16 protein-coding genes are annotated in these 19,828 nt (G+C 71.0%); 13 read left to right on the forward strand and 3 right to left on the reverse strand.

Annotated features, from left to right (window positions below; translation table 11 throughout):
• Positions 1 to 35 precede the first annotated feature (35 nt).
• From M3Q35_RS08230 to M3Q35_RS08265, 8 genes are read left to right on the forward strand one after another with little or no spacing between them, the layout of a single operon-like run.
• Entirely contained in the window at positions 36 to 395 is a 360-nt protein-coding gene (locus M3Q35_RS08230) for a phosphopantetheine-binding protein (RefSeq protein WP_273941057.1), read from the forward strand.
• Positions 283 to 3,423: a non-ribosomal peptide synthetase gene (locus M3Q35_RS08235; protein ID WP_273941058.1), complete on the forward strand. Its 3,141-nt coding sequence runs from the start codon at positions 283 to 285 to the stop codon at positions 3,421 to 3,423. The genes M3Q35_RS08230 and M3Q35_RS08235 overlap by 113 nt, the downstream gene beginning before the upstream one ends.
• A complete protein-coding gene (locus M3Q35_RS08240; RefSeq protein ID WP_273941059.1) occupies positions 3,420 to 4,142 on the forward strand; it encodes an alpha/beta fold hydrolase in 723 nt (240 codons plus the stop codon). Before M3Q35_RS08235 ends, M3Q35_RS08240 begins: the two co-directional genes overlap by 4 nt.
• The gene (locus tag M3Q35_RS08245) at positions 4,139 to 4,882 is read left to right on the forward strand and encodes an SDR family NAD(P)-dependent oxidoreductase (RefSeq protein WP_273941060.1); all 744 of its coding nucleotides are present in this window, start codon (positions 4,139 to 4,141) and stop codon (positions 4,880 to 4,882) included. The genes M3Q35_RS08240 and M3Q35_RS08245 overlap by 4 nt, the downstream gene beginning before the upstream one ends.
• Positions 4,879 to 6,012 (forward strand): hypothetical protein, encoded by a 1,134-nt coding sequence (locus tag M3Q35_RS08250; RefSeq protein WP_273941061.1) that lies wholly within the window; start codon positions 4,879 to 4,881, stop codon positions 6,010 to 6,012. Before M3Q35_RS08245 ends, M3Q35_RS08250 begins: the two co-directional genes overlap by 4 nt.
• The gene (locus M3Q35_RS08255) at positions 5,982 to 6,533 is read left to right on the forward strand and encodes a 4'-phosphopantetheinyl transferase family protein (RefSeq protein WP_273941062.1); all 552 of its coding nucleotides are present in this window, start codon (positions 5,982 to 5,984) and stop codon (positions 6,531 to 6,533) included. The genes M3Q35_RS08250 and M3Q35_RS08255 overlap by 31 nt, the downstream gene beginning before the upstream one ends.
• Positions 6,530 to 8,107, forward strand: a complete 1,578-nt coding sequence (locus M3Q35_RS08260; protein WP_273941063.1) for an AMP-binding protein — start codon at positions 6,530 to 6,532, stop codon at positions 8,105 to 8,107. The genes M3Q35_RS08255 and M3Q35_RS08260 overlap by 4 nt, the downstream gene beginning before the upstream one ends.
• Complete coding sequence (locus M3Q35_RS08265) at positions 8,104 to 10,479, forward strand: condensation domain-containing protein (protein WP_273941064.1); 2,376 nt, start codon at positions 8,104 to 8,106, stop codon at positions 10,477 to 10,479. The genes M3Q35_RS08260 and M3Q35_RS08265 overlap by 4 nt, the downstream gene beginning before the upstream one ends.
• Positions 10,480 to 10,485: 6 nt before the next feature.
• Here the strand turns inward: M3Q35_RS08265 and M3Q35_RS08270 are convergent, their stop codons facing one another.
• Positions 10,486 to 12,024 (reverse strand): amino acid adenylation domain-containing protein, encoded by a 1,539-nt coding sequence (locus M3Q35_RS08270; protein ID WP_273941065.1) that lies wholly within the window; start codon positions 12,022 to 12,024, stop codon positions 10,486 to 10,488.
• On the reverse strand, positions 12,021 to 13,277 hold the full coding sequence (locus M3Q35_RS08275; RefSeq protein ID WP_273941066.1) for an MFS transporter: 1,257 nt from the start codon (positions 13,275 to 13,277) through the stop codon (positions 12,021 to 12,023). Before M3Q35_RS08275 ends, M3Q35_RS08270 begins: the two co-directional genes overlap by 4 nt.
• A gap of 416 nt (positions 13,278 to 13,693) precedes the next feature.
• Here M3Q35_RS08275 and M3Q35_RS08280 point away from each other — a divergent pair, with 416 nt between their 5' ends.
• The 3 genes from M3Q35_RS08280 to M3Q35_RS08290 are packed head-to-tail and all read left to right on the forward strand — an operon-like array spanning position 13,694 to position 16,471.
• A complete protein-coding gene (locus M3Q35_RS08280; protein ID WP_273941067.1) occupies positions 13,694 to 15,040 on the forward strand; it encodes an iron-containing redox enzyme family protein in 1,347 nt (448 codons plus the stop codon).
• A complete protein-coding gene (locus M3Q35_RS08285; RefSeq protein ID WP_273941068.1) occupies positions 15,037 to 15,366 on the forward strand; it encodes a Rieske (2Fe-2S) protein in 330 nt (109 codons plus the stop codon). Before M3Q35_RS08280 ends, M3Q35_RS08285 begins: the two co-directional genes overlap by 4 nt.
• Positions 15,367 to 15,382: 16 nt before the next feature.
• On the forward strand, positions 15,383 to 16,471 hold the full coding sequence (locus M3Q35_RS08290; RefSeq protein ID WP_273941069.1) for a class I SAM-dependent methyltransferase: 1,089 nt from the start codon (positions 15,383 to 15,385) through the stop codon (positions 16,469 to 16,471).
• Between the two features lie 75 nt (positions 16,472 to 16,546).
• Here M3Q35_RS08290 and M3Q35_RS08295 read toward each other — a convergent pair whose 3' ends face one another.
• Positions 16,547 to 17,524, reverse strand: a complete 978-nt coding sequence (locus M3Q35_RS08295) for an extracellular catalytic domain type 1 short-chain-length polyhydroxyalkanoate depolymerase (RefSeq protein WP_273941070.1) — start codon at positions 17,522 to 17,524, stop codon at positions 16,547 to 16,549.
• A gap of 203 nt (positions 17,525 to 17,727) precedes the next feature.
• Between M3Q35_RS08295 and M3Q35_RS08300 the strand changes: the two genes are divergently transcribed.
• On the forward strand, positions 17,728 to 18,477 hold the full coding sequence (locus tag M3Q35_RS08300) for a 3-hydroxybutyrate dehydrogenase (protein ID WP_273941071.1): 750 nt from the start codon (positions 17,728 to 17,730) through the stop codon (positions 18,475 to 18,477).
• Between the two features lie 42 nt (positions 18,478 to 18,519).
• Positions 18,520 to 19,827 carry an MFS transporter gene (locus tag M3Q35_RS08305; RefSeq protein WP_273941072.1) on the forward strand — a complete coding sequence of 436 codons (1,308 nt, stop codon included), beginning with the start codon at positions 18,520 to 18,522 and terminating at the stop codon, positions 19,825 to 19,827.
• Position 19,828 lies beyond the last annotated feature (1 nt).

The following is a 19,828-nucleotide window of genomic DNA, read 5'->3' on the forward strand; positions in this document are numbered from 1 at the left end:
GTGAACAGTACCCACGAGGAGGCGGGGAACCGGCGATGACGGCACAACTGGACCTGGACTCGACGATCGCCAAGTACGCCACGGCCTCCTTCGACGACGACACACCGCTGCTGGACGCCGGCCTGGAGTCGCTGTCGCTGCTGCGCCTCGCGGTCGACGTCGCGGCCGACGACGACGCCGAGATCGACGCGACGCGGCTGGTCGAGCTGCACACCGTCGGCGAGTTGAAGGTGTGGCTGCGCGAGCTCGCCGCGGCGGGGAGCAGCGATGACGGCGTTGCCCGTGACAGAGCCGGAAACGCTGCCGATCACCGAGTCCCAGAAGGGGCTGCTCGTGGTCGACAGCCTGGTGCCGACCAGGCAGATCTACAACCAGGTCATGCAGTTCGACCTTGACCCGGGGCGGTGTGCGGCTCCGTTGCGGGACACCGTGACGCGGGCGCTGATCACCCTGGTCACCGTCCAGCCCGCGCTGCGACAGGTGTTCGGCCTGAAGCCGGAGATGCACGCGACACTGCTGCCGCCGCCCGACACCGGGAGCCTGCCGCTCACCGTGGTCTCCGCGGCGCCGGCCGACTACGCGGCGGCGTTGACGGCTCTGGGCCACGACATCGGGCGCGTGCCGTTCGACGTGACCGTGGGACCGTTGTACCGGTTCGGGTTCGCGTGTGCGGAGGACGGCAGCGCCGCGTCGATCATCCTGTGCGGGCACCACCTTGTCGGCGACGGCGTGTCGATGGGTCCGATCGTGCGTGACCTGGACCGGCTGCTCACCGGCACGTTCGACGACGACGTGGAAACCCCGCGGCAGAACCGGGAGACCGCTTTCCTCAAGGAGATCCGCGCCCAGGAACGGTCGGCCGTCGCCGAGAAGACCGCGGTCAAGGCGGACGCCTGGGCGCTGCGGCTGCGGGAAGTGCCGCCGCTGGTGCTCTACCCGCGGCCCGACCGGCCCGACCGGACGGACTTCTCCGGCACGCGGATCTCCTACACCACCGACGAAATCCAGACCGAGCGGATCCAGGCCGCCTGCCAGCGTCTGGGTATCTCACCTTTCGTCTTCTTCACCGGTCTCTACGGCGCGGTGCTGGCCCGTCACGGGGGTGTCACCTCGGTGCTGGTCGGCAGCCCGTTCGCCGCGCGGCGCACCGTCGGGGCGTTCGACCTGTGTGGATTCTTCGTCAACACGCTGCCGGTCACGGTGGACGTGGACTGGACGCGCACGGTCGACGAGCACCTCGGCAAGACCGTCCGTGAGGCGGTGGACTTCTGCCGCGCGGCCGTGGACGTTCCGTTCAGCCAGCTGGTGGCGCGGGTGCAGCCCGACCGGCCGAGTGACCGCAACCCGTTGTTCTCCTGCATGCTGGCCATGCAGAACACGGCCGACCCGGGCGCGGCCAACGGCGCGGTGATCGGCGTGCGCGAACCGGGCAACGGCACCGCGAAGTTCGACCTCTGGCTGGGGGTGACCCCGATCGAGGGGCACTGGCTGCTGGAACTGGAGTACGACCGCGCGCTGATTCCGCCGGCCGTCGCGGACGGCCTGCTGGACTCGCTGCGCTCGGCCGTGAGCCGTGCTACCACGGACGGCACGCGAAGGCTGGCCGACCTGTTCGTGGACGCGCCCGTCTGGCAGAGCCTGCGCAACGACGGCCTGCCGGTCGAGGTGCCGACGCCGACGCTGAGCGAGTGGTTCGACAACACCGCCCTCCGCACGCCGGACGCGATCGCGGTCGAGGAGCCCGGACGGCGGCTCACCTTCGCCGAGCTTTCCGCCGCGTCCCGCCGCGTCGCGGCCGGGCTCGCCGCGCGTGGAGTCGGCCCTGGCGATGTCGTCGGCCTGCGTCTTGACCCGTTGTCCGAGAACCTGATCGCGATGCTCGCGACGCTGCGGCGCGGTGCGGCGTACCTGCCGCTCGAACTCGGCCTGCCCGCCGATCGGCTGTCCTACATGGTGCACCAGGCCGGTTGCCACGTCATCGTCGGCGCCGGGCTGGACATCGACGGCGCGGTCACCGTGCCGCTGGCCGAACTGGAGTCCGAACAGGACGTCCCGTCGGCAGCGGATCCCGGGTCCGGTGTGTACGTCATGTTCACCTCGGGCTCGACCGGCCGCCCCAAGGGCGTGCTGGTGGGGCACCCGACGCTGCTGAACCTCACGGCCTGGCAGCTCGCCGCGCTGGACATGAACGGGGACAGCCGGTTCCTGCAGTACGCACCGGCCGGATTCGACGTGTCGTTCCAGGAGATCCTGCCCACGCTGCTGGTCGGCGGCACGGTGGTGTCCCGGGAACCGGCCGACCGCCGCGACTTTCCCGCGCTGGTGCGCCGCATCGCGGACACCCGCGTCACCCACGCGTATCTGCCGGTGGCCGCGCTGCGCCCGTTCACCCAGTGCGTGCGGTCCCAACAGGTTCACCTGACAGCGCTGCGGTACCTGTGCGTGTCCGGGGAGCAGTTGCTGGTCGATGACGACGTACGGGCCTTCTTCGACGATCACCCGCACTGCACGCTGGTCAACCACTACGGCCCGACCGAGGCCCAGGCCGTCACGTCGTGGCGGCTGGCGGCCGACGATCCGCCGTGGCCGCACCACGTTCCGATCGGCCTGCCGATGACGAACGTGACCGCCCACGTCGTCGACACCACCGGTCACCTTGCGCCGCCCGGGGTTCCGGGCGAGTTGCTGCTGGGCGGCTGCTCGCCGGCGCACGGCTACATCAACGATCCGCAACGTACGGCCGAGCGTTTCGGGCCCGATCCGTTCATCCCCGGCGGCACCTGCTACACGACCGGTGACCAGGTCGTCCGGGACGAGCACGGCGTGCTGGTCTTCCTCGGCCGCGCCGACACGCAGGTGAAGATTCGGGGCCACCGCGTGGAACTGGGCGAGCTGGAGACCGTCGCCAACGGCATCGACGGCGTGCGGCAGGCGGTGGCGGCCGTGCGGGGTGACGGCGCCGACCGTGAGCTGCTGCTGTTCCTGCTGCCGGAACCGGATGCCGTGCCGGAGCACGAGAACGTCAAGGCGCGGTTGGCGAAGGTGCTGCCGGGTCACATGGTGCCGACCCGGGTCTTCGACATCGAGTCGGTGCCGACGTCCGGCACCGGCAAGACCGACCGCAAGGCGCTGCTCGCCCTGGCGGAACAGTCGATCGACCGCCAGGCCGGGGAATCCGCGCCGGTCGCCGAGTACGCGGACGACCTGGAACGGGAGCTCGCCGGGATCTGGGCGGAGCTGCTCGGCGTGCCGACCGTCGAGCGGGACCGGCCGGTGCTGTTGTACGGCGCGCACTCGTTGAACATCTTCACCGCGCTGAACACCGTGCAGGAGCGGTTCGGGGTGGCCGTGCAGGTGGTCGACTTCTTCCGGTCGCCGACCGTGGCCAACCTGGCCGCCCTGGTCCGCGGAGGAGCCGCATGAGCGGGACCACGCTGCCCGGCCGGCTGATCACCCTGGTGCGGCGCAAGGACAGGCCGGTCTGTGTGATGCTGCCCGGCGCGGGCGGCGGGCTGACGCCGTACCTGCGGCTGGCCTCGCATCTGGGCCGGACCCACAGCGTCTACGCCGTGCGGGCGGCCGGTCTGCTGCCCGACGAGACACCGGAGGACACCGTCGCCCGGATGGCGGACTCGGCCGTCGACGCACTCGGCGGCCTCGCGCCGGCGCTGGTGTTCGGCTGGTCCCTCGGTGGCACGGTCGCCTGGGAGGTGTGTCTGCGCCTTGCCGACCGTGGCCTGCGGCCGGACCTGGTGATCGTGGACAGCTCGCCGCTGCCGCGGAAGTCCTCCGCCGAGGACGACGAGCGGGTCCGCGCGAGCGTCGTGTCCGGCCTCGGACCGCGGCCGGACGAGCAGACCTCCGCCAGGGTCGAACGTACGGTCCGCGCGCAGATGGCCGCGCTCGCCGACTACGCCGCCACCCGGGAGTACGGGGGCCGGGTGTTGCTGCTGATGTGCCCCGACGACACCTTCGCCGAGCGTGCGGAGTCGGTTCACCGCTGGCACGAGCTCGCGCCGGATCTGCGCAGCGGGACGCTCGACGCGGACCACTACGCCGTGTTCGACCCGGCCAACCTGCCCCAGCTGACCGACGCGATCGGCGACTTCCTCGGCCATGAGAAGGCGGAGGCAACGACATGACCCGCCCGCTTGCGGTGGTCAGCGGCGGTACCCGGGGCATCGGGCTGGCGTTGAGCGACCGGCTGGTCAAGCTCGGTCACCGCGTGGTCGCGTTCTACCACTCGGACGCCGAGGCCGCCGGCCTTGCCGCCGATCGGTTGGGACTGCACGTGATGCGGGTCGACGTCGCCGACGCGGATGCGGTGGCGCGGGCCGCCGAGACGGTGCTGGCCGAGCACGGCGCCCCGCGTGTCCTGGTCAACAACGCCGGGTTGAACGTGGACCGGCCGTTCCTGGAGATGTCCCTCGACGACTGGCGTCGAGTCGTCGACACCAACCTGTCCGGTGTTTTCCACCTGTGCCGTGCGCTGGTGCCGGCGATGCTCGACAGCGACGACGACGGCGGAGGGGTGGTGGTGAACGTCGGCGCCACGACCGGGATCCGGCCGCGCCGCAACGGCGTCAACTACTGCGCGAGCAAGGCGGGCGTGCTGCACCTGACCAAGTGCCTCGCGCTGGAACTGGCGCCACGGGTGCGGGTCAACTGCCTGATCCCGGGCCTGATCGAGACCGACGAGGTGGTTGCCCGGCTCGACCTCGACGACCCGGACAGCCGGGCGGCGGCGCTGGCCGAGATCCCGCAGCGGCGCATCGGCACGCCCGAGGACGTCGCCGACGCACTCGAGTTCCTGGTCGGGTCGGGCAGCGCGTACCTGACCGGGCAGAAGATCATCGTGGACGGCGGGCAGTTCATGTGGTGAACAACGACACGCAGACCTACGACCGGGTGTGGTCGCCGCTGCTGGAGACCGTGCGCGCGAACGCGTTGGACTGCGTCCAGGCCAACCTGGCCGTCGTCGCCGATCGCCACGCGGGCGCCGGTGCCCATCTCGAACTGGGCTCCACGCTGCGGTTCGACACCGAACCGGGGCCGGACGGCGTGCCACGGGTCGTCTCGTCGGTGCCGTACCGGCTCGCCGCCGCGCACGATGTGCTCGGCCTGCGGGTGTCGCAACGCTGGGACGGGATCGGCGGCGGGCAGCTCCGCCGGTTGGTTGCGGACACCGGCCCGCTGTACGTGGTCGCCGACGCGTACACCCTGGGCTGGACGCCGTACGCGGGCCGCCAGCACACCGACCACACCTTCATCTTGTCCACATCGGACAGTGTGGTCGACGCCTACCACGACGAGACGCCATGGGGATCGTGTCGACCGGGCGTATGGCGCCTGTCGACCGCCGAGCTCGACGCGATGGTTTCCTCGGCCACGGCGTTGCTTCTCGCGGCGGAACCGGTGACCGCCCGGCCGAGTCCGCTGGCCGCCAACGCGTGCGCCATGGCCGACGCCGTCTCGTCGATCGAGGCCTACCTCGCCGCCCAGCGCGGCCTCAGCGACCAGCTGGTGCTGGACGTCTGGCTGCTGAGCCGATCCCGCCTGCTGCATGCCGCGTGGCTGGCTCATCACGGTCGGCCTTCGACGGCGATGGATGAGCAGGCGCAGGCCTGGCTCACGCTCGCGTCTCAGGCCTATGTGGCTCGGCGCAGGGCCAGGACTCCGCACGCGACCGTGCTCGACGAACTCGGTCGGCTCCTGGGTGAGGACGTCGCCATCGCCAGCCGGCTGGCGGCGATGGAGCCGGCCGTGCCGGCGTCGGCGGACGCCGTGCGCGCCGCGGTTCTCCTTGCGGTGCAGGAGGTGTTGCACATCGACGAGCCGACCGTCCTGGCCGCGCGGACGCTGCGAGCGCTGCCGAACTACAACTCCTTCCGCCTGGTGGACATCATCGAACGTGTCGAGACCCGGCTGAACGTCGAGCTGGACGACCTGACCCCGGAGGCCCTGCGGGACATCGACTCGCTGTGCGCCGCGTTCGCCGGACGGTCTCGGTGATCCATCTGGCCGTGCGGAACCGGCCAACTCCGGACGTGCTGACGCTGTTGCGGCGGCTGTTGGCGGAGGTGGCCGACGAGCCGGCGGCCAGGATCGCGAAACGCCCGTCCGGGCAGCCCTACCTGCCGGACCGTCCCGATCTCGCGGTGAGCATGTCCCACGACGGGAATTGGGTGGCGGCGGCGGTCGGGATCGGGGTGTCCGTCGGGATCGATGTGCAACAGCCGCAGCCGGTGACGGCCGGACGGCTGCGCCGGTGTGGGTCGCCCGAAACGCGTCTGGCGCTTGCCGCGCTGCCGGACGCGGACCGCGAGCGCGAGTACGCCCGGATCTGGTCTGTGCAGGAGGCGTGCGTGAAGGCGGCCGGCACGGGCCTGGCCGGGCGGCCCTGGTCGATCCCGGTCGGCGTCGGCCAGCACGACGGCGAATGGCAGAACCTCGTCTGGCACAGCCACTCAGAACACGGAGTCCCGGTCGCCGTCGCGCACGGACTCCCGTCTACCGAAGGGGAAGCACGATGACGAGCCAGACCCTCTACGGGTGGTTCCTCGCCTCCGCCGACGCGCATCCGGACGACATGGCGCTGGAAGTCACCACGACCGCCTTGACGTACGCGCAGCTGCGCACCGCCGTCGAGCGCATGTCGGCGCTGATGCACGACGAACTCGGCCGGCCGCCCCACCGGGTCGGGCTGTTGACCTCGCGCAGCCTGGTCGGCTACATCGCCTACCTTGCCGCCCAACGCCTCGGCGCGGCCTGCGTGCCGCTGAACCCGGCCGCGGCGGCGGGCCGGAATCTGGCCATCACCGCGGACGCCGGCCTTGACCTGACCGTGGTCGACGACACCTCCGGCGACGGCGCGACGGAGTACCAGGTCACCACGGACGCGGCGATCCTGGACATGCGCGGCGACCGCACCGGTGTGGTGCTGGCCACCGAACCCGCGCTGACCATTCCGCCGCGGGTGGCACGTGACACCGACGACGTCGCCTACATCATCTACACCAGCGGCACGACCGGGAAGCCGAAGGGCGTGCCGACCACGCACGCCAACGTCTCCGCCTTCCTGGACGACGTGATCACCCGGTACTTCCTGGCGCCCGGCTGCCGGGTCTCGCAGACCTTCGAGCTGTCCTTCGACGGCTCCATCGTGGAGATCTTCGGCAGCTGGGGCTCCGGCGCCACCCTGTGCGTCGCGCAGCACACCGACGTGTTCACCCCGGTGAAGTTCGTCAACGCCAAGCGGTTGACGCACTGGATGTCGGTGCCGTCGCTGATCTCGTTCGCCCGGCGGCTGCGCGCGCTGCCCCCCAACAGCATGCCGAACCTGCTCGGCGGCTTCTTCGGCGGCGAGGCACTGACCATGGAGCAGGTGCAGGCGTGGTCGGCCGCGGCGCCGAAGGCCCGCGTCTTCAACTGCTACGGCCCGACCGAGACCACCGTGACGGTGACCGGCTACCAGGTGCCGCTGGCGCAGGACGAGTGGGTGGAGACGTCCAACCGGTCCATCCCGATCGGCGACCTGTACCCGCGCATGGAATACGTGCTGCTGGACGCGGACCTGCGGCCCGGCGACGACGGCGAGCTGTGCATCCGCGGGCCGCAGCGGTTCCCCGGCTATCTGGACTCGAGCGAGAACGCCGGCCGTTTCGTGTCCTTCGACGGCGAACGGGCGTCGGTCTACGACGGCGCCGAGCCGCTGACCGCCGAGCACTGGTACCGCACCGGCGACCGGGTCCGCCGCGAGGGCGGCGAACTCGTGCACCTCGGCCGGATCGACGACCAGATCAAGATCCGGGGCAACCGGGTCGAGCTGGGGGAGATCGAGTCGGCGCTGCGCAAGCACCCGGCGATCGCGGAGGTCGTGGTGATCACCCTGACCGCGCCCGACGGCGAGATCGACCTGCACGCCCTCTACACCGGTGGCGAGGTGCCCGACGCCGAGCTCGCGGGCATGGTGGAGGAACTGCCGCAGTACATGCGCCCGCGCGGTTTCCACCACCGCGCCGAGATCCCGCTGACCACGGTCGGCAAGGTCGACCGCAAGCGGCTGACCGACGAGTTCGGCATGACCCCGGCGACGGGCCAGCGGTGAGCGTGGACCTCGATGCCGCCACGGTGACCGTGCCGGCCACGGCCATGCAGGAGGCGCTGTGGTGGGTGCACCAGCGGGCCCGGAACCAGTCGGTCTACAACCTGACCTGGCGCCTGGCCTGCGACCGCCCAGTCGACGTCGAGGCGTTGGCGGTTGCCTGGCAGGCCGTGGTGGACCGGCACGAGGCGCTGCGCACGTCCGTCGTCCAGTCGGACGGCGCGCTCTGGCTGGCGGTGGCGCCACACGTGGAGTCCACGATCCGGCGCGTCGAGGTGGACGATCCGGGCTCGGCCGGCACGGACACGCTGTTGCGGTTGGTCGCCGAGGAGGTGCACGAGCAGACGATCGAGTTGGACCGGGCGCCGCTGGCCCGGCTCACCACCGTGCGGGTCGGCGACGAGCATGAACTGGTGCTGACCGTGCACCACGTGGCGCTGGACGGCTGGGCGATCCAGCTGCTCGTGCAGGACCTCTCGTCGGCGTACCAGGCGGCCCAGCGCGGCGTCCGCCCGGCCTTCGACACGGTGCCGGTGCCGTTCTCCGTCTACGCCAAGGAGTCCCAGGAGGCCAGGGACGCCGGCAAGTGGCAGCCTTCACTGGACCACTGGCGGTCCACATTGGACGGTGCGGTGTCGACCACCATCGCGGCCGACCACAACCGGTACGCCGGCACCGGTGCGGCCGGCGTCACCCTGCGCTATGCGTTCAGCCACGAGGCCAACGCCGGCTTCGCCGCCCTCGGCGCCTCCGCCTTCGCCACCCCGTTCGCGGTCGCGTTGGCCGCGCTGCACATCGTGCTCGCCCGCGGCGGAGCCGGCCCGGACGTGTCGGTCGGCGCCGTGCTGGCCAACCGGATGACGCCCCGCGACCAGGAACTCGTCGGCTACCTGGCCAACCTCTGCATCGCCAGTACGACGATCGGGACCGGCGACACCATCGCGGACGTCGTCGGCCGGTCGCGTGATGCCATGTGGACGATGCTGTCGCACCAGAGCGTGCCCTACGCGGCGGTGTTCGGCGCGCTCACCGAGTCGACGCAGGCCATGTTGAACGACTATGCGCCGCTGCTGCTGAACTACCTGGGCCCCATCGGGACCGGCGCCCGGCTCGGCGACGTCGGCCTGCGGTTGCACCGCACGCCCAACCGCGCCGCCCGGTCGGACATCGCCATCGCCTTCTGGGAGACCGAGGACGGCTTTCTCACCGAGATCGAGTACAACACGGGCCGCTACGAGCGGCAGACCGTGCTGCGGCTGCTGCACGACATCGACACGGTCCTGGCCGCCGACCCGAGCACGCCGGTGGCGAGCCTGCCGATCAGATCCCGTTCCGTGGCCGGGCACGTCGACCACCGGGCGGAGTCGCCGCGGGCGACGAGCCTGCCCGACTCGCCGGTGTGGCGGCAGGTCGCCCGCCTGTGGGGTGACGTGCTCGGCACGCCGCCGGACGATCCGGACGAGGACTTCTTCGCGGTCGGCGGCCGTTCGCTGAAGGTGCTGCAACTGGCCGCCGTGATCGAGGCCGAGTCCGGCCACTCGCTCGACGTGATCCGGTGGCTGGCCGACCCGACCCCGCGGCGGCTGGCCGACCAGCTGGGCTCGACCGACCGGGAGCGGCCGACCAGCACCCTGGCCGTGCTGCGCGACGGTGACGGTCCGCACGTGCACCTGGTGCACGGGGCCGGCGGTGCGGCGCAGGACTACCGCCATCTGCTGGCCGCCCTGCCCGCGCACTGGCGGGTCACCCTGTCCCAGGAACGTGATCCACTGCCCGGCGTGCCGGAGATGGCCGCCCGGTACCGCCGCGACCTGGATGCGGTCTGCTCGCGGCCCGATCTGTTGTGCGGCTGGTCGATGGGCAGCCAGATCTGCTTCGAGATGGCCGCCGGATATCCCGATCCGCCGCGACTCGCGGTGCTCGACGGCGCCCCGCCGGTCGGGTACGAACGGGATGCCGCCCGCGAGGCGGAACGGCTCGGGGCGTTCGCCACCGCGATCTGCGACTCGTTGGGCGTCGAATGGTCCGGCTCGCTGCCGCGAACCTCTGGCGACGACGTCGAGCTGCCGATGCGGGCGCTCGCGGCCTGCCTCGGCGCCTCCGGGGAAACGGTCCCGGCGAGCACGCTCGTCGAACGCTGGCAGACCTATCGCCGGCACACCAATGCCGTGGCCGACTTCACCACCGACCGGGTCGTGCACGCACCGGCGCTGCTGATCGGCGCCGACCTGCTTGACGTCCAGCTCGACCAATGGGCGCAACGGCTTTCGCCGGCCCCGCGCCGCGTCCGGATGCCCGTCGGCCACTACGGGTTGCTCGGCGCCGAGGCGGCCGAGCGGATCGCCGCCGAGCTCAAGGCCCTGCTCGACGCGTGACGACCGTCAGGCGCCGTCGCGTCCGCGCAGTTCGGACGCGAGGCGCCGACGGTCGATCTTGCCGCTGGCGTTGACCGGGAACGCGTCCACGGCGGTGACCGTGCTCGGCACCATGTACTCCGGCAGTCGCCGGGCGACAGCGTCGGTCAGCTGCTCAGCGGGCACGACCTCGCCGGTGTACAACGCGTGCAGGTGGATCTCGCCGCCGGCGGCGGGCAGTGCCAACACGATCACATCCTGCACGGCCGGCTGCTCCCGCAGCACGGATTCGATCTCGCCGAGCTCGATGCGGTAGCCCCGGATCTTGACCTGGTCGTCGATCCGTCCGATGTGGACCAGCTCGCCGTCCTCGACCCGCACCCGGTCGCCGGTGCGGTACCAGTGCTCGGGCCGAACCGGCGTGTCGGCCACGACGAAACGCCCGTCGAGGCGCAGAAAGCGATCCTGGTCGTGGCGGGGATCGAGGTAGCCGTCGAACCGCTGGCCGCCACGGACACACAGCTCGCCGTCCTCGCCCGCCACACCGTCCTCGGTCACCAGGACGGCGTCGAGCCGTTCGTGCGCACGGCCTATCGGCACGGTGCCGTTCGAGGTCCGCGGCCAGTCGTCGTGGTCGGCCGGCAACCGGTACACCGTGCACGTGACCGTCAACTCGGTGGGACCGTAGGCGTTCTCCAGCACGCTGTTCGGCGCCGCGACGGCCCAGTCACGCGCCTGCGCCAGCGTCAACTGCTCGCCCGCGAAGACGCTCCAGCGGACGTCGGGCATGCTGCCGGGGCGCAGGCCGCGCAGCCGGCGGGCCAGCGAGATCACCGACGGCACGGAGTACCAGTGGGTGATCCGGCGGTCGGCGACGAACCGCGCCGGGGTCAGCACGTCCGCCGGTTGCGGCACCACGAGCGTCGCGCCGGTGCTCCACGCCACGAACATGTCGAACACGGACGGGTCGAAGGTCAGGTCGAACGTCTGCGACAGCCGGCACCCCGGCGTCACGGCGTACCGATCGATGCAGTGCTCCAGGTAGCCGGCGAGGTTGCTGTGCCTGATCGGCACTCCCTTGGGCGTACCGGTGGAACCGGAGGTGAACAGAACGTAGGCCACGTCGTCGTTCTTGCCGTCGTAGCGGACGTCCCACGCCGCCGGCAGCCGGTCGCGCCACGGACCATCCAGCGTGAGCGTGCCACCGTCGATGACCCGCGGCGCGTCCACGTCGTCCGTCAGCACGACATCCACACCGGCCGCCGCGCACATCGACCGGTTGCGGTCAGCGGGGAAGCTGGGATTGAGCGGCACGACGATCGCGCCGAGCCGCAGCGCCGCCAGGTACCCCGCGTAGACGGGAAGGCTACGTGCGGCCAGCAGGCCCACCGCGCGCGGCCGTCGACCAGTCACCTCGACGAGCTTGGCCGCCAACCGGTCCACGAGGGCGAGCAGCTCGTGGTAGGTCAGCGCATCCTCGCGTACCTCGATCGCCGTGGCGTCGGGGAACCGCCGTGCGGCATCACGGAACCAGGTGTAGAGAGTGCCGTCCGGGTCGATCGTCATGACGGTTGTTCAACTTCCGCCACCGCCGCCGGGGTGACCACTCGCAGGTACGGATAGGCGAGCAGCAGGCAGATGGCCGCGAAGAAGCCGAACGCCACCCGGAAGCCGAGCAGTTGGGCCAGCCCGCCGGCCACCGCCGCGGCCACCGGTGTCATGCCCCAGGAGATCAGCCTGCTCGCCGCGTTGAACCGGCCGAGCAGCTCGTTGGGCACCAGCGACTGGATGATCACCCGCGAGTTGACCGTCCACATCGTCCCGCCGGCCCCGGCGACGAACGCGGCCAGCCCGACCAGCCAGGCGCTCCACTGGGCCGCGGGCACCACGGCGGGAATGCCGACCATCACCACGGTGCCGATGATGTCGGCGAACATCGCCCACCGCCGGCCGAGCAGGCGGTTGACCGGCCCGACCAGCACGGTGCCGAGCACCCCGCCCGCGCCGAGGCTGGTCAGCAGGAAGCCGTACTGCTGCACGGTCAGGCCCAGCGGGCCGCCGACCGCGAACGCCGGGATGATGGCGTACCAGGCGGCCCAGCAGCCGGCCATCACCGAGATGAGCCCGGCCATCGTGCGCAACAGCTTGTGCCGCACCAGGAACTGGAGCCCCTCGCGGATCTCGACGTGGGCCGGCCGGCGCTCCTTCGTGGCCGGGACCGCGAAGTTGCCCACCAGCATGGTCAGCAGCACCGCACCCAGCAGGTACACCGCGCCGGTGGCGCCGAGGGCGATCGCGAATCCCGCGGCGACCAGGAAGCCGCCGATCGGGGCCCCGACGAAGCTGAAGCTGACGTACTCCATGGCGGTGATCCGCGCGTTGAGCGACTGCCAGCGGCTCTTCGGCACCACGGACGGAATGATCGACACGGCCGACAGCTGCGCGACCACCTCGGCGACACCGAGGACCAGCGCCACGGCGTAGATCAGCGGCAGGCTGGCCGCGTCCAGCAGCGCGGCACCCAGCGCAACCGCGATCGACCCCATCCGGGCGAACTCGGCCGCCACCATCAGCGTTCGCCGGTTCATCCGGTCCACCAACACGCCGACGTGCAGGGCGGTGAGCAGCCACGGCAGCGTCAGCATGATCGCGACGCCGGCCACCAGCGCCGGTGAGTTCGTGAGCCGAACGGCCAGCAGCGGCAGCGCGACCCGCATCACGGCGTCCGCGGTGTTCGTCGTGCCGGTGAACAGCACGAGGAGCCATTCGTTGCGCCACGTGGACGCCTGTTCCGGCGCGGCCGCAGTGTTCCCGGACACGACACCTCCGCGTGTTCGCCCGAATTGGCCGTGACGGCAAGGGCAATCCTCGGCCGTGCCCGGTCGGGTCGTCAAGACCCGTTACAGGACAAGCACATTCTTTCCGTAACCGGTCGAACACCGTACATCGGCGCTCCACCCGGCGCGCCCCGGGCGCGTCAGATGTCCAAAAGGGAAGCGGTTTCGTCCTTTAGGGCAACAAACCGTTGACCTCGGCGGACGGCCGTTCCATCGCCGTTCCATCGGGCCGATCCGGACGTGCGCAGACGCCGTCCGGGCCCCGGGACATGCGGCGAACGGGGGACGGGTGACGACGCTGGTCGCGGCGAATCCGCTGACGTACCGTCGCGATCAGGGGCAACGGCCGCTCGACGGCCGAGAAATCCGCGTCATCGTTCGCGTCTGGGAGGCGGCCAGTGGTCGTGTCAGCGTTGCAGTACGGCGAATCCGTGGCCGCGACCGTCGCGGAGTTCGCCGAGTCCGAGCCGTACCGCCCGCACACCGCGCCGTTCGTGTCGGGCGACCCGTACCACCGGCCGCTGGACGCCGCCCGGCTGGCCGCCGTGGACTGGTCCCGGCCGCTGACCGAGGAGCAGTTCGTCTCCGACGAGAGCCTGATGGCCAACCGGCTGCTGATGAACGTCTACGAGAGCGACGCGCTCTTCCTGCCGCGGGACGGCCTGCGCGGCCAGGAGCGCGGCTTCGAGGCCTTCTACAGCAGCAGGAACCGGCAGCTGGCCGACCGGCTTCGCCCCACCGCCGAGCACTTCGCGCTCGGCTTCCTCGGCGACAGCGTGAAGATCACGGGGGCCTGGGAGTCGGACGCGCTGGTCGCGCATCTGGAGCACACCATCGACGAGACGGTCAACGCCGACCGGCCGGTGCTGCGGGCGATCGAGGCCGCACCGGACGCGCGCCGTGCGGCCGGCATGCTCATCGCGCAGATGGCGCTGGACGGGCTGACCGAGGCGACCGCGATGTCACAGAACCTGGGCGGCGCCTTCGGCCCGGAGCAGAGCGAGCTGTTCAAGATCTTCATCGACGAGTTCGGCTACGGCGTCTTCGCCGCCAAGCACAGCACGCTGTTCACCGACCTGTGCACGAGCGCCGGTATGGCCACCGACGCGCACCACTACTGGTTCTTCTACCTGCCGACGTCCATCGCGGTGAACAACTACTTCTACACCGTGACCCGCAACCGCACCGGCTTCTTCCGCTACGTCGGGGCGATGGCGCTGCTGGAGGCGACGTTCGCGCCGTACTTCGACGCGCTGGCCAAGACGCTGCGCTCGGTGTACGGCGACGCCGTCGACCTCAAGTACTGCGACGAGCACGCGCACATCGACCAGCACCACGGCCGGATGGCCGTGCACGACCTGCTGGTGCCGCTGGCCCGCAAGCACGGCCCGGCGGCCGCGCGGGACCTGATCCGCGGTGTGGAGGAGATCCGCCTGCTCGGCGCGCTGGCCGACCAGGACGTGCTGGCCCAGCTCCGCTGGACGCCGTCCGTGGTGAAGGCCGACCCGTCCCCGGTGGATCCGGCCGACGCCGTCGAACTGACCGCGCGGACACCGTTCGAGACGCGGGTGGCCGGCGCGGACTGCGTGGTCCGGGTGCTCGGCGGCCAGGCTCAGCTGCACTGGTCGGCGACCGGCGATCCGCTGACGCCGGCCGCCGGCGAGGCGGTCGTGGTGCCGAAGGGCAGGCTGTACGGTATCCGGTCCGATATGGACAGTGCGATCGTCGTGAGCCCGGTCGGATGAGCCGGGTCAGGCGCGTCGAGCTCTTCTTGCCGGAGCACAACACCGTGCTCGTGGGCGAGGATCTGTACTTCACCTTCGCCACCAACGGTTCGGTGCACCTGATCGCCAGCCGGTGCGCGCACCGGGGCGGTCCGCTGCACCTGGGCGAGGTACGGGCCGACCGGCTGCGATGCCCCTGGCACGGCAGCACCTTCAAGGTGGATCGCCTGTGTGCGCGTGCGGTGTCGGTGGTGCAGCGCGGCAGCACGGTGATCGCGTACGTGCCCGTGCCGGAGTCCACTTCGGACGACCTGGTGGCGGCGCACACGTTGGTCTTCGCCAGATGAGTGAACGAGGTGGTCCTTGACAGCGCAACGCTCAGCGGAGTCGACGCATCCCGGACACGCGGACGTCGAACGGGTCTATACGGTCGAGGAGCTCCAGGACCGCGGCCGGATCGCCATGGGCCGCGCCGACTACGCGGCCGCGGCGAACTACTTCGCCCTCGCCGACAAGCTGGCGCCCGGGCACGACGACGCGCCGGGCCGGTTGTTCAACCGGGCGATCCGGCAGCTGGTGCCGCGGTGGCACTTCGCCATGCTCAACGACGAGGACCGCAACACGGCGTACGCGACCGCGATCGCCCGTGCCGTCCGCCCCGGCGACGTCGTGCTGGACATCGGGACCGGCACCGGGCTGCTGGCGATGCTGGCGGCCCGTGCCGGCGCGGCGCACGTGTTCAGCTGCGAGGCGGAGCCGCTGATCGCCGACGTGGCCCGGCAGATCATCGAGGCCAACGGCTACGCCGACCGCATCACCGTGATCGACCGGAAGTCCACGACACTGCGGGTCGGCGTCGACCTCCCGGCGCCGGCGGACGTGGTGATCACGGAGATCTTCGACTGCGCGCTGCTCGGTGAGGACGCGCTGCCGACCCTCGACCATGCCCGTGAGCAGCTGCTCGCGAAGGACGGCCGAATGGTGCCGGCCCGCGGCCGGCTGTGGGGGCAGCTGGTCACCTCCGACCGGCTGCGCGCGCACAACCAGGTCTCCACCGCGTGCGGGTTCGACGTCAGCGGGTTCAACCGGTTTCGGTCCCTCGAGTACTTCTCCACCTACCTCGGCAATCATCCGCACCAGCCGCTGACCGCGCCCTTCCCGTTGCTGAGCCTCGACTTCACCGGAGACTGCCCGGCCGGCCGGGAGGTGGTCAAGGTGGTGCCCGACGTCGACGGCACGTGCGACGCGATCGCGTTCTGGTTCGATCTGGACCTGGTCCCGGGCGTGTCCCTGTCCAACGGGCCGCAGCACCGCCACACCCACTGGCGGCAGGCCGTGCAGACCTTCGAGGAGCCGTTCCGCTGCGAGGCCGGCCGGCCGGTCCCGCTGGAGGTCCGGCACGACCGCGAGCGGGTGCTGGTGCTGACCGACCCTCGACCGTGGCGCAGCTGATCCCGGGGACCGGGCGCGGTCAGCAGGACGGCACCAGCTGATAGTACCCGGTCGAGGTCTCGGACAGGTTCGTGGTCACGGCGACGTGCCGCCGGGATTCAGGCCCCAGAACACAGCCGTGTAGTACGTGGAACAGATGTAGTCGAGGTAGTACGTGCCGGTGCTGCCGCAGCTGCCGGGATGCACGGCCAGACCGTGGGCCATGCCGGAAACCGAGTACACCTCGACCGCGGGTTTGCCCTGCGGGTCGTGGTAGATGCTTTCCGTGGTGTTGCCGATTCCTACCGTGCTGGACGGCGTCTGGCTGAGGCCCCAGACGTTCGTCCACTGATCACGCAGCTCGGTGGCGTTCACCGGGGACACGGTGGTGTCGGCGGTGCCCTGCCAGATGGCGACGCGCGGCCACGGCCCGCCGTAGCCGGGATCGGCGGCGCGGACCAGATCGCCCCACTGCGCCGGCGTCTTGTTCTGGTTGTTGTACTGGCAACCCGTCGCTTGGACGAGACTTCCCGCGCACTGTGCCGGCAGGCCGGAGTTGATCGCGCCCCCGGCGAAGACGTCGGGGTAGTCGGCCAGCAGGTCGGCCGTCATGCCGCCGCCGGCCGACAGTCCGGTGACGAAGACGCGCTCGGCGTCGGCGTGGTACGTGGACTGCGCGTACGACACCATCTCGCGGATCGACTCCGCCTCGCCCTTGCCGCGGCCGTCGTCCGACGGTGTGTACCAGTCGAAGCAGCTCTGGGGATTGTTGGCGGAGCTCTGCTGGGGGAAGACGACGGCGAAGCCCCACTGGTCGGCGTACTGGGACCAGCCGGAGTGCTGGTAGTAGTCGGTGGCGCTCTGGGTGCAGCCGTGCAGGGCGACCACCAGCGGCGCGTCGGCCGGCAGCGACGCCGGGACGTAGCTGTACATCGAGAGGTTGCCGGGATTGGCGCCGAAGCCGGTGACCTGGCCGAATGACCCGGCCGGGGCGGCGGCGACGGCGGAGCCGGCGACGACCAGCGCCGCCGCGGTCCAGGCGAGCGTGCGACGAAAAGCAGGCAGGGGATGCATCGTTGCACCTTTCCGACGGTTCGCCGTTCGACGGTAGGGGCGTGACCGGCGTCAGGACCATGTCGCCGCGACCCACCATCCGCCGCACCCGATGTGGCAAGCACACATGACCCGCATATGGGGTTCAGAGCCATAAGCGGCCGGCAAGACATGGTTGTCGCACACATGTTCAGCCGGGGCGTCACTGCCTACGGTGGGCGACCATGACAAGCCAACTCGACGGCAGAACCGCCCTGGTCACCGGCGGCGGCAGCGGCATAGGGCGGGCCTGCGCCGAGGAGTTGGCCGCCGCCGGCGCCAAGGTGCTGGTGGTCGACATCGACCCCCGCACGGCGGCCGAGGTCGCCAGCCAGGTCGGCGGCACCGCGCACGTCGTGGACCTCGCCGACCCGGCCGCCATCGACGAGCTGCCGTCGGACGTCGACATCCTGGTCAACAACGCCGGCATCCAGACGGTCGCGCCGGTGCACGAGTTCCCGCCGTCGCGGTTCGCCCACATCCAGCAGCTCATGGTCACCGCCCCGTTCCTGCTGGCCAGGCGCTGTCTGCCGCACATGTACGGCAGCCGCTGGGGCCGGCTCGTGCACATCTCCAGCGTGCACGGTGTGCGGGCCAGCCCGTTCAAGGCGGCCTACGTGGCGGCCAAGCACGGGCTGGAGGGCCTGAGCAAGGTGATCGCCCTCGAAGCCGCGCCGCACGGCGTGACCAGCAACTGCGTCGCCCCCGGCTACGTGCGGACGCCGCTGGTCGAGGGGCAGCTGGCCGACCAGGCCGCCGCCCACGGCATCGACCCCGACCAGGTGCTCACCGACGTCGTGCTCCAGCGGCCGGCGATCAAGCGGCTGATCGAGCCGCGCGACGTCGCCGCCCTGGTCACGTGGCTGTGCGGCGAGCGGGCGGGCCACCTCACCGGCGCCAGCCTGCCCGTCGACGGCGGCTGGACCGCCTCCTGACCTGCTGATCCCGCTCGACGACCCGGAAAGCGTGAGTCAACGATGACCCAGACCCTGTCCCCGTCCAGAGAACGTATTGCCCGCGTCGTCACGGCCAGCCTGATCGGCACCACCGTGGAGTGGTACGACTTCTTCCTCTACGGCTCCGCCGCCGCGCTGGTGTTCAACAAGGTCTTCTTCCCGACCGCCGACCCGCTGACCGGCACGCTGCTGGCGTTCGCCACCTACGCCATCGGCTTCGGCGCCCGCCCGCTCGGCGGCCTGGTGTTCGGCCACTTCGGCGACCGTCTCGGCCGCAAGAGGCTGCTGGTGCTGAGCCTGCTGATGATGGGTGGCGCCACGTTCCTGATGGGCCTGCTGCCCGGCTACGCCTCGATCGGGATCGGCGCGCCGCTGCTGCTCACGGCATTGCGGCTGGTGCAGGGCTTCGCCCTCGGCGGCGAGTGGGGCGGCGCCGTGCTCATCGTCGCCGAGCACGGCAGCGCCAAGCACCGCGGCTTCTGGGCGTCGTGGCCGCAGGCCGGCGCACCCGGCGGCAACCTGCTCGCGACGGCGGTGTTGGCGGTGCTCGCGGCCGTGCAGTCCGATCAGGACTTCGCGTCCTGGGGCTGGCGAATCCCGTTCCTGCTGTCCGGTGTGCTGGTCGCGATCGGACTGTGGATCCGGGTGCGCGTGTCGGAGACGCCGGTGTTCCAGGCCGCCGCCTCACGGGCAACCGAGAGCGTCGAGCGGATGCCGATCGTCACGGTGCTGCGGACGCAGTGGCGTGAGGTGTTGGTGGCCATGGGCGCGCGCATGGGCGAGAACATCTCGTACTACGTGATCACGTCGTTCATCCTGGTCTACGTCGTTGAGGCGCTGAAGCTGCCGAAATCGGTCGCCCTGAGCGCGGTGCTGATCGGCTCCGCGGTGGAGTTGGCGGCGATTCCGTTGTGGGGCGCCCTGTCCGACCGCGTCGGCCGCCGCCCGGTGTACCTGTTCGGCGCGATCGGCATGGCGGTGTGGGTCTTCGTGTTCTTCGCGATGCTGGGCAGCCGCTCGGCCGGCTCGATCATCGTCGCCACGACGATCGCCCTTGTGTTGCACGGCGCGATGTACGGGCCGCAGGCGGCGTTCTTCTCCGAGCTGTTCGGGACCAGGGTGCGGTATTCGGGTTCCTCCATCGGGTACCAGCTCGCGTCCATTCTGGCCGGTGGGCTCGCGCCGCTCGTCGCCACCGCGCTGCTGGCGGCCTTCGCCTCGGCGACGCCGATCGCGCTCTACGTGGCGGCCGGGGCGGCGATCTCCGTGCTGGCCGTGGCGCTGGCGCGGGAGACCACCGGTGGGTCGCTGGAGGACGTAGAGTCCTGAC

It is taken from the genome of Kutzneria chonburiensis (assembly GCF_028622115.1).
Taxonomy (GTDB): Bacteria; Actinomycetota; Actinomycetes; order Mycobacteriales; family Pseudonocardiaceae; genus Kutzneria; species Kutzneria chonburiensis.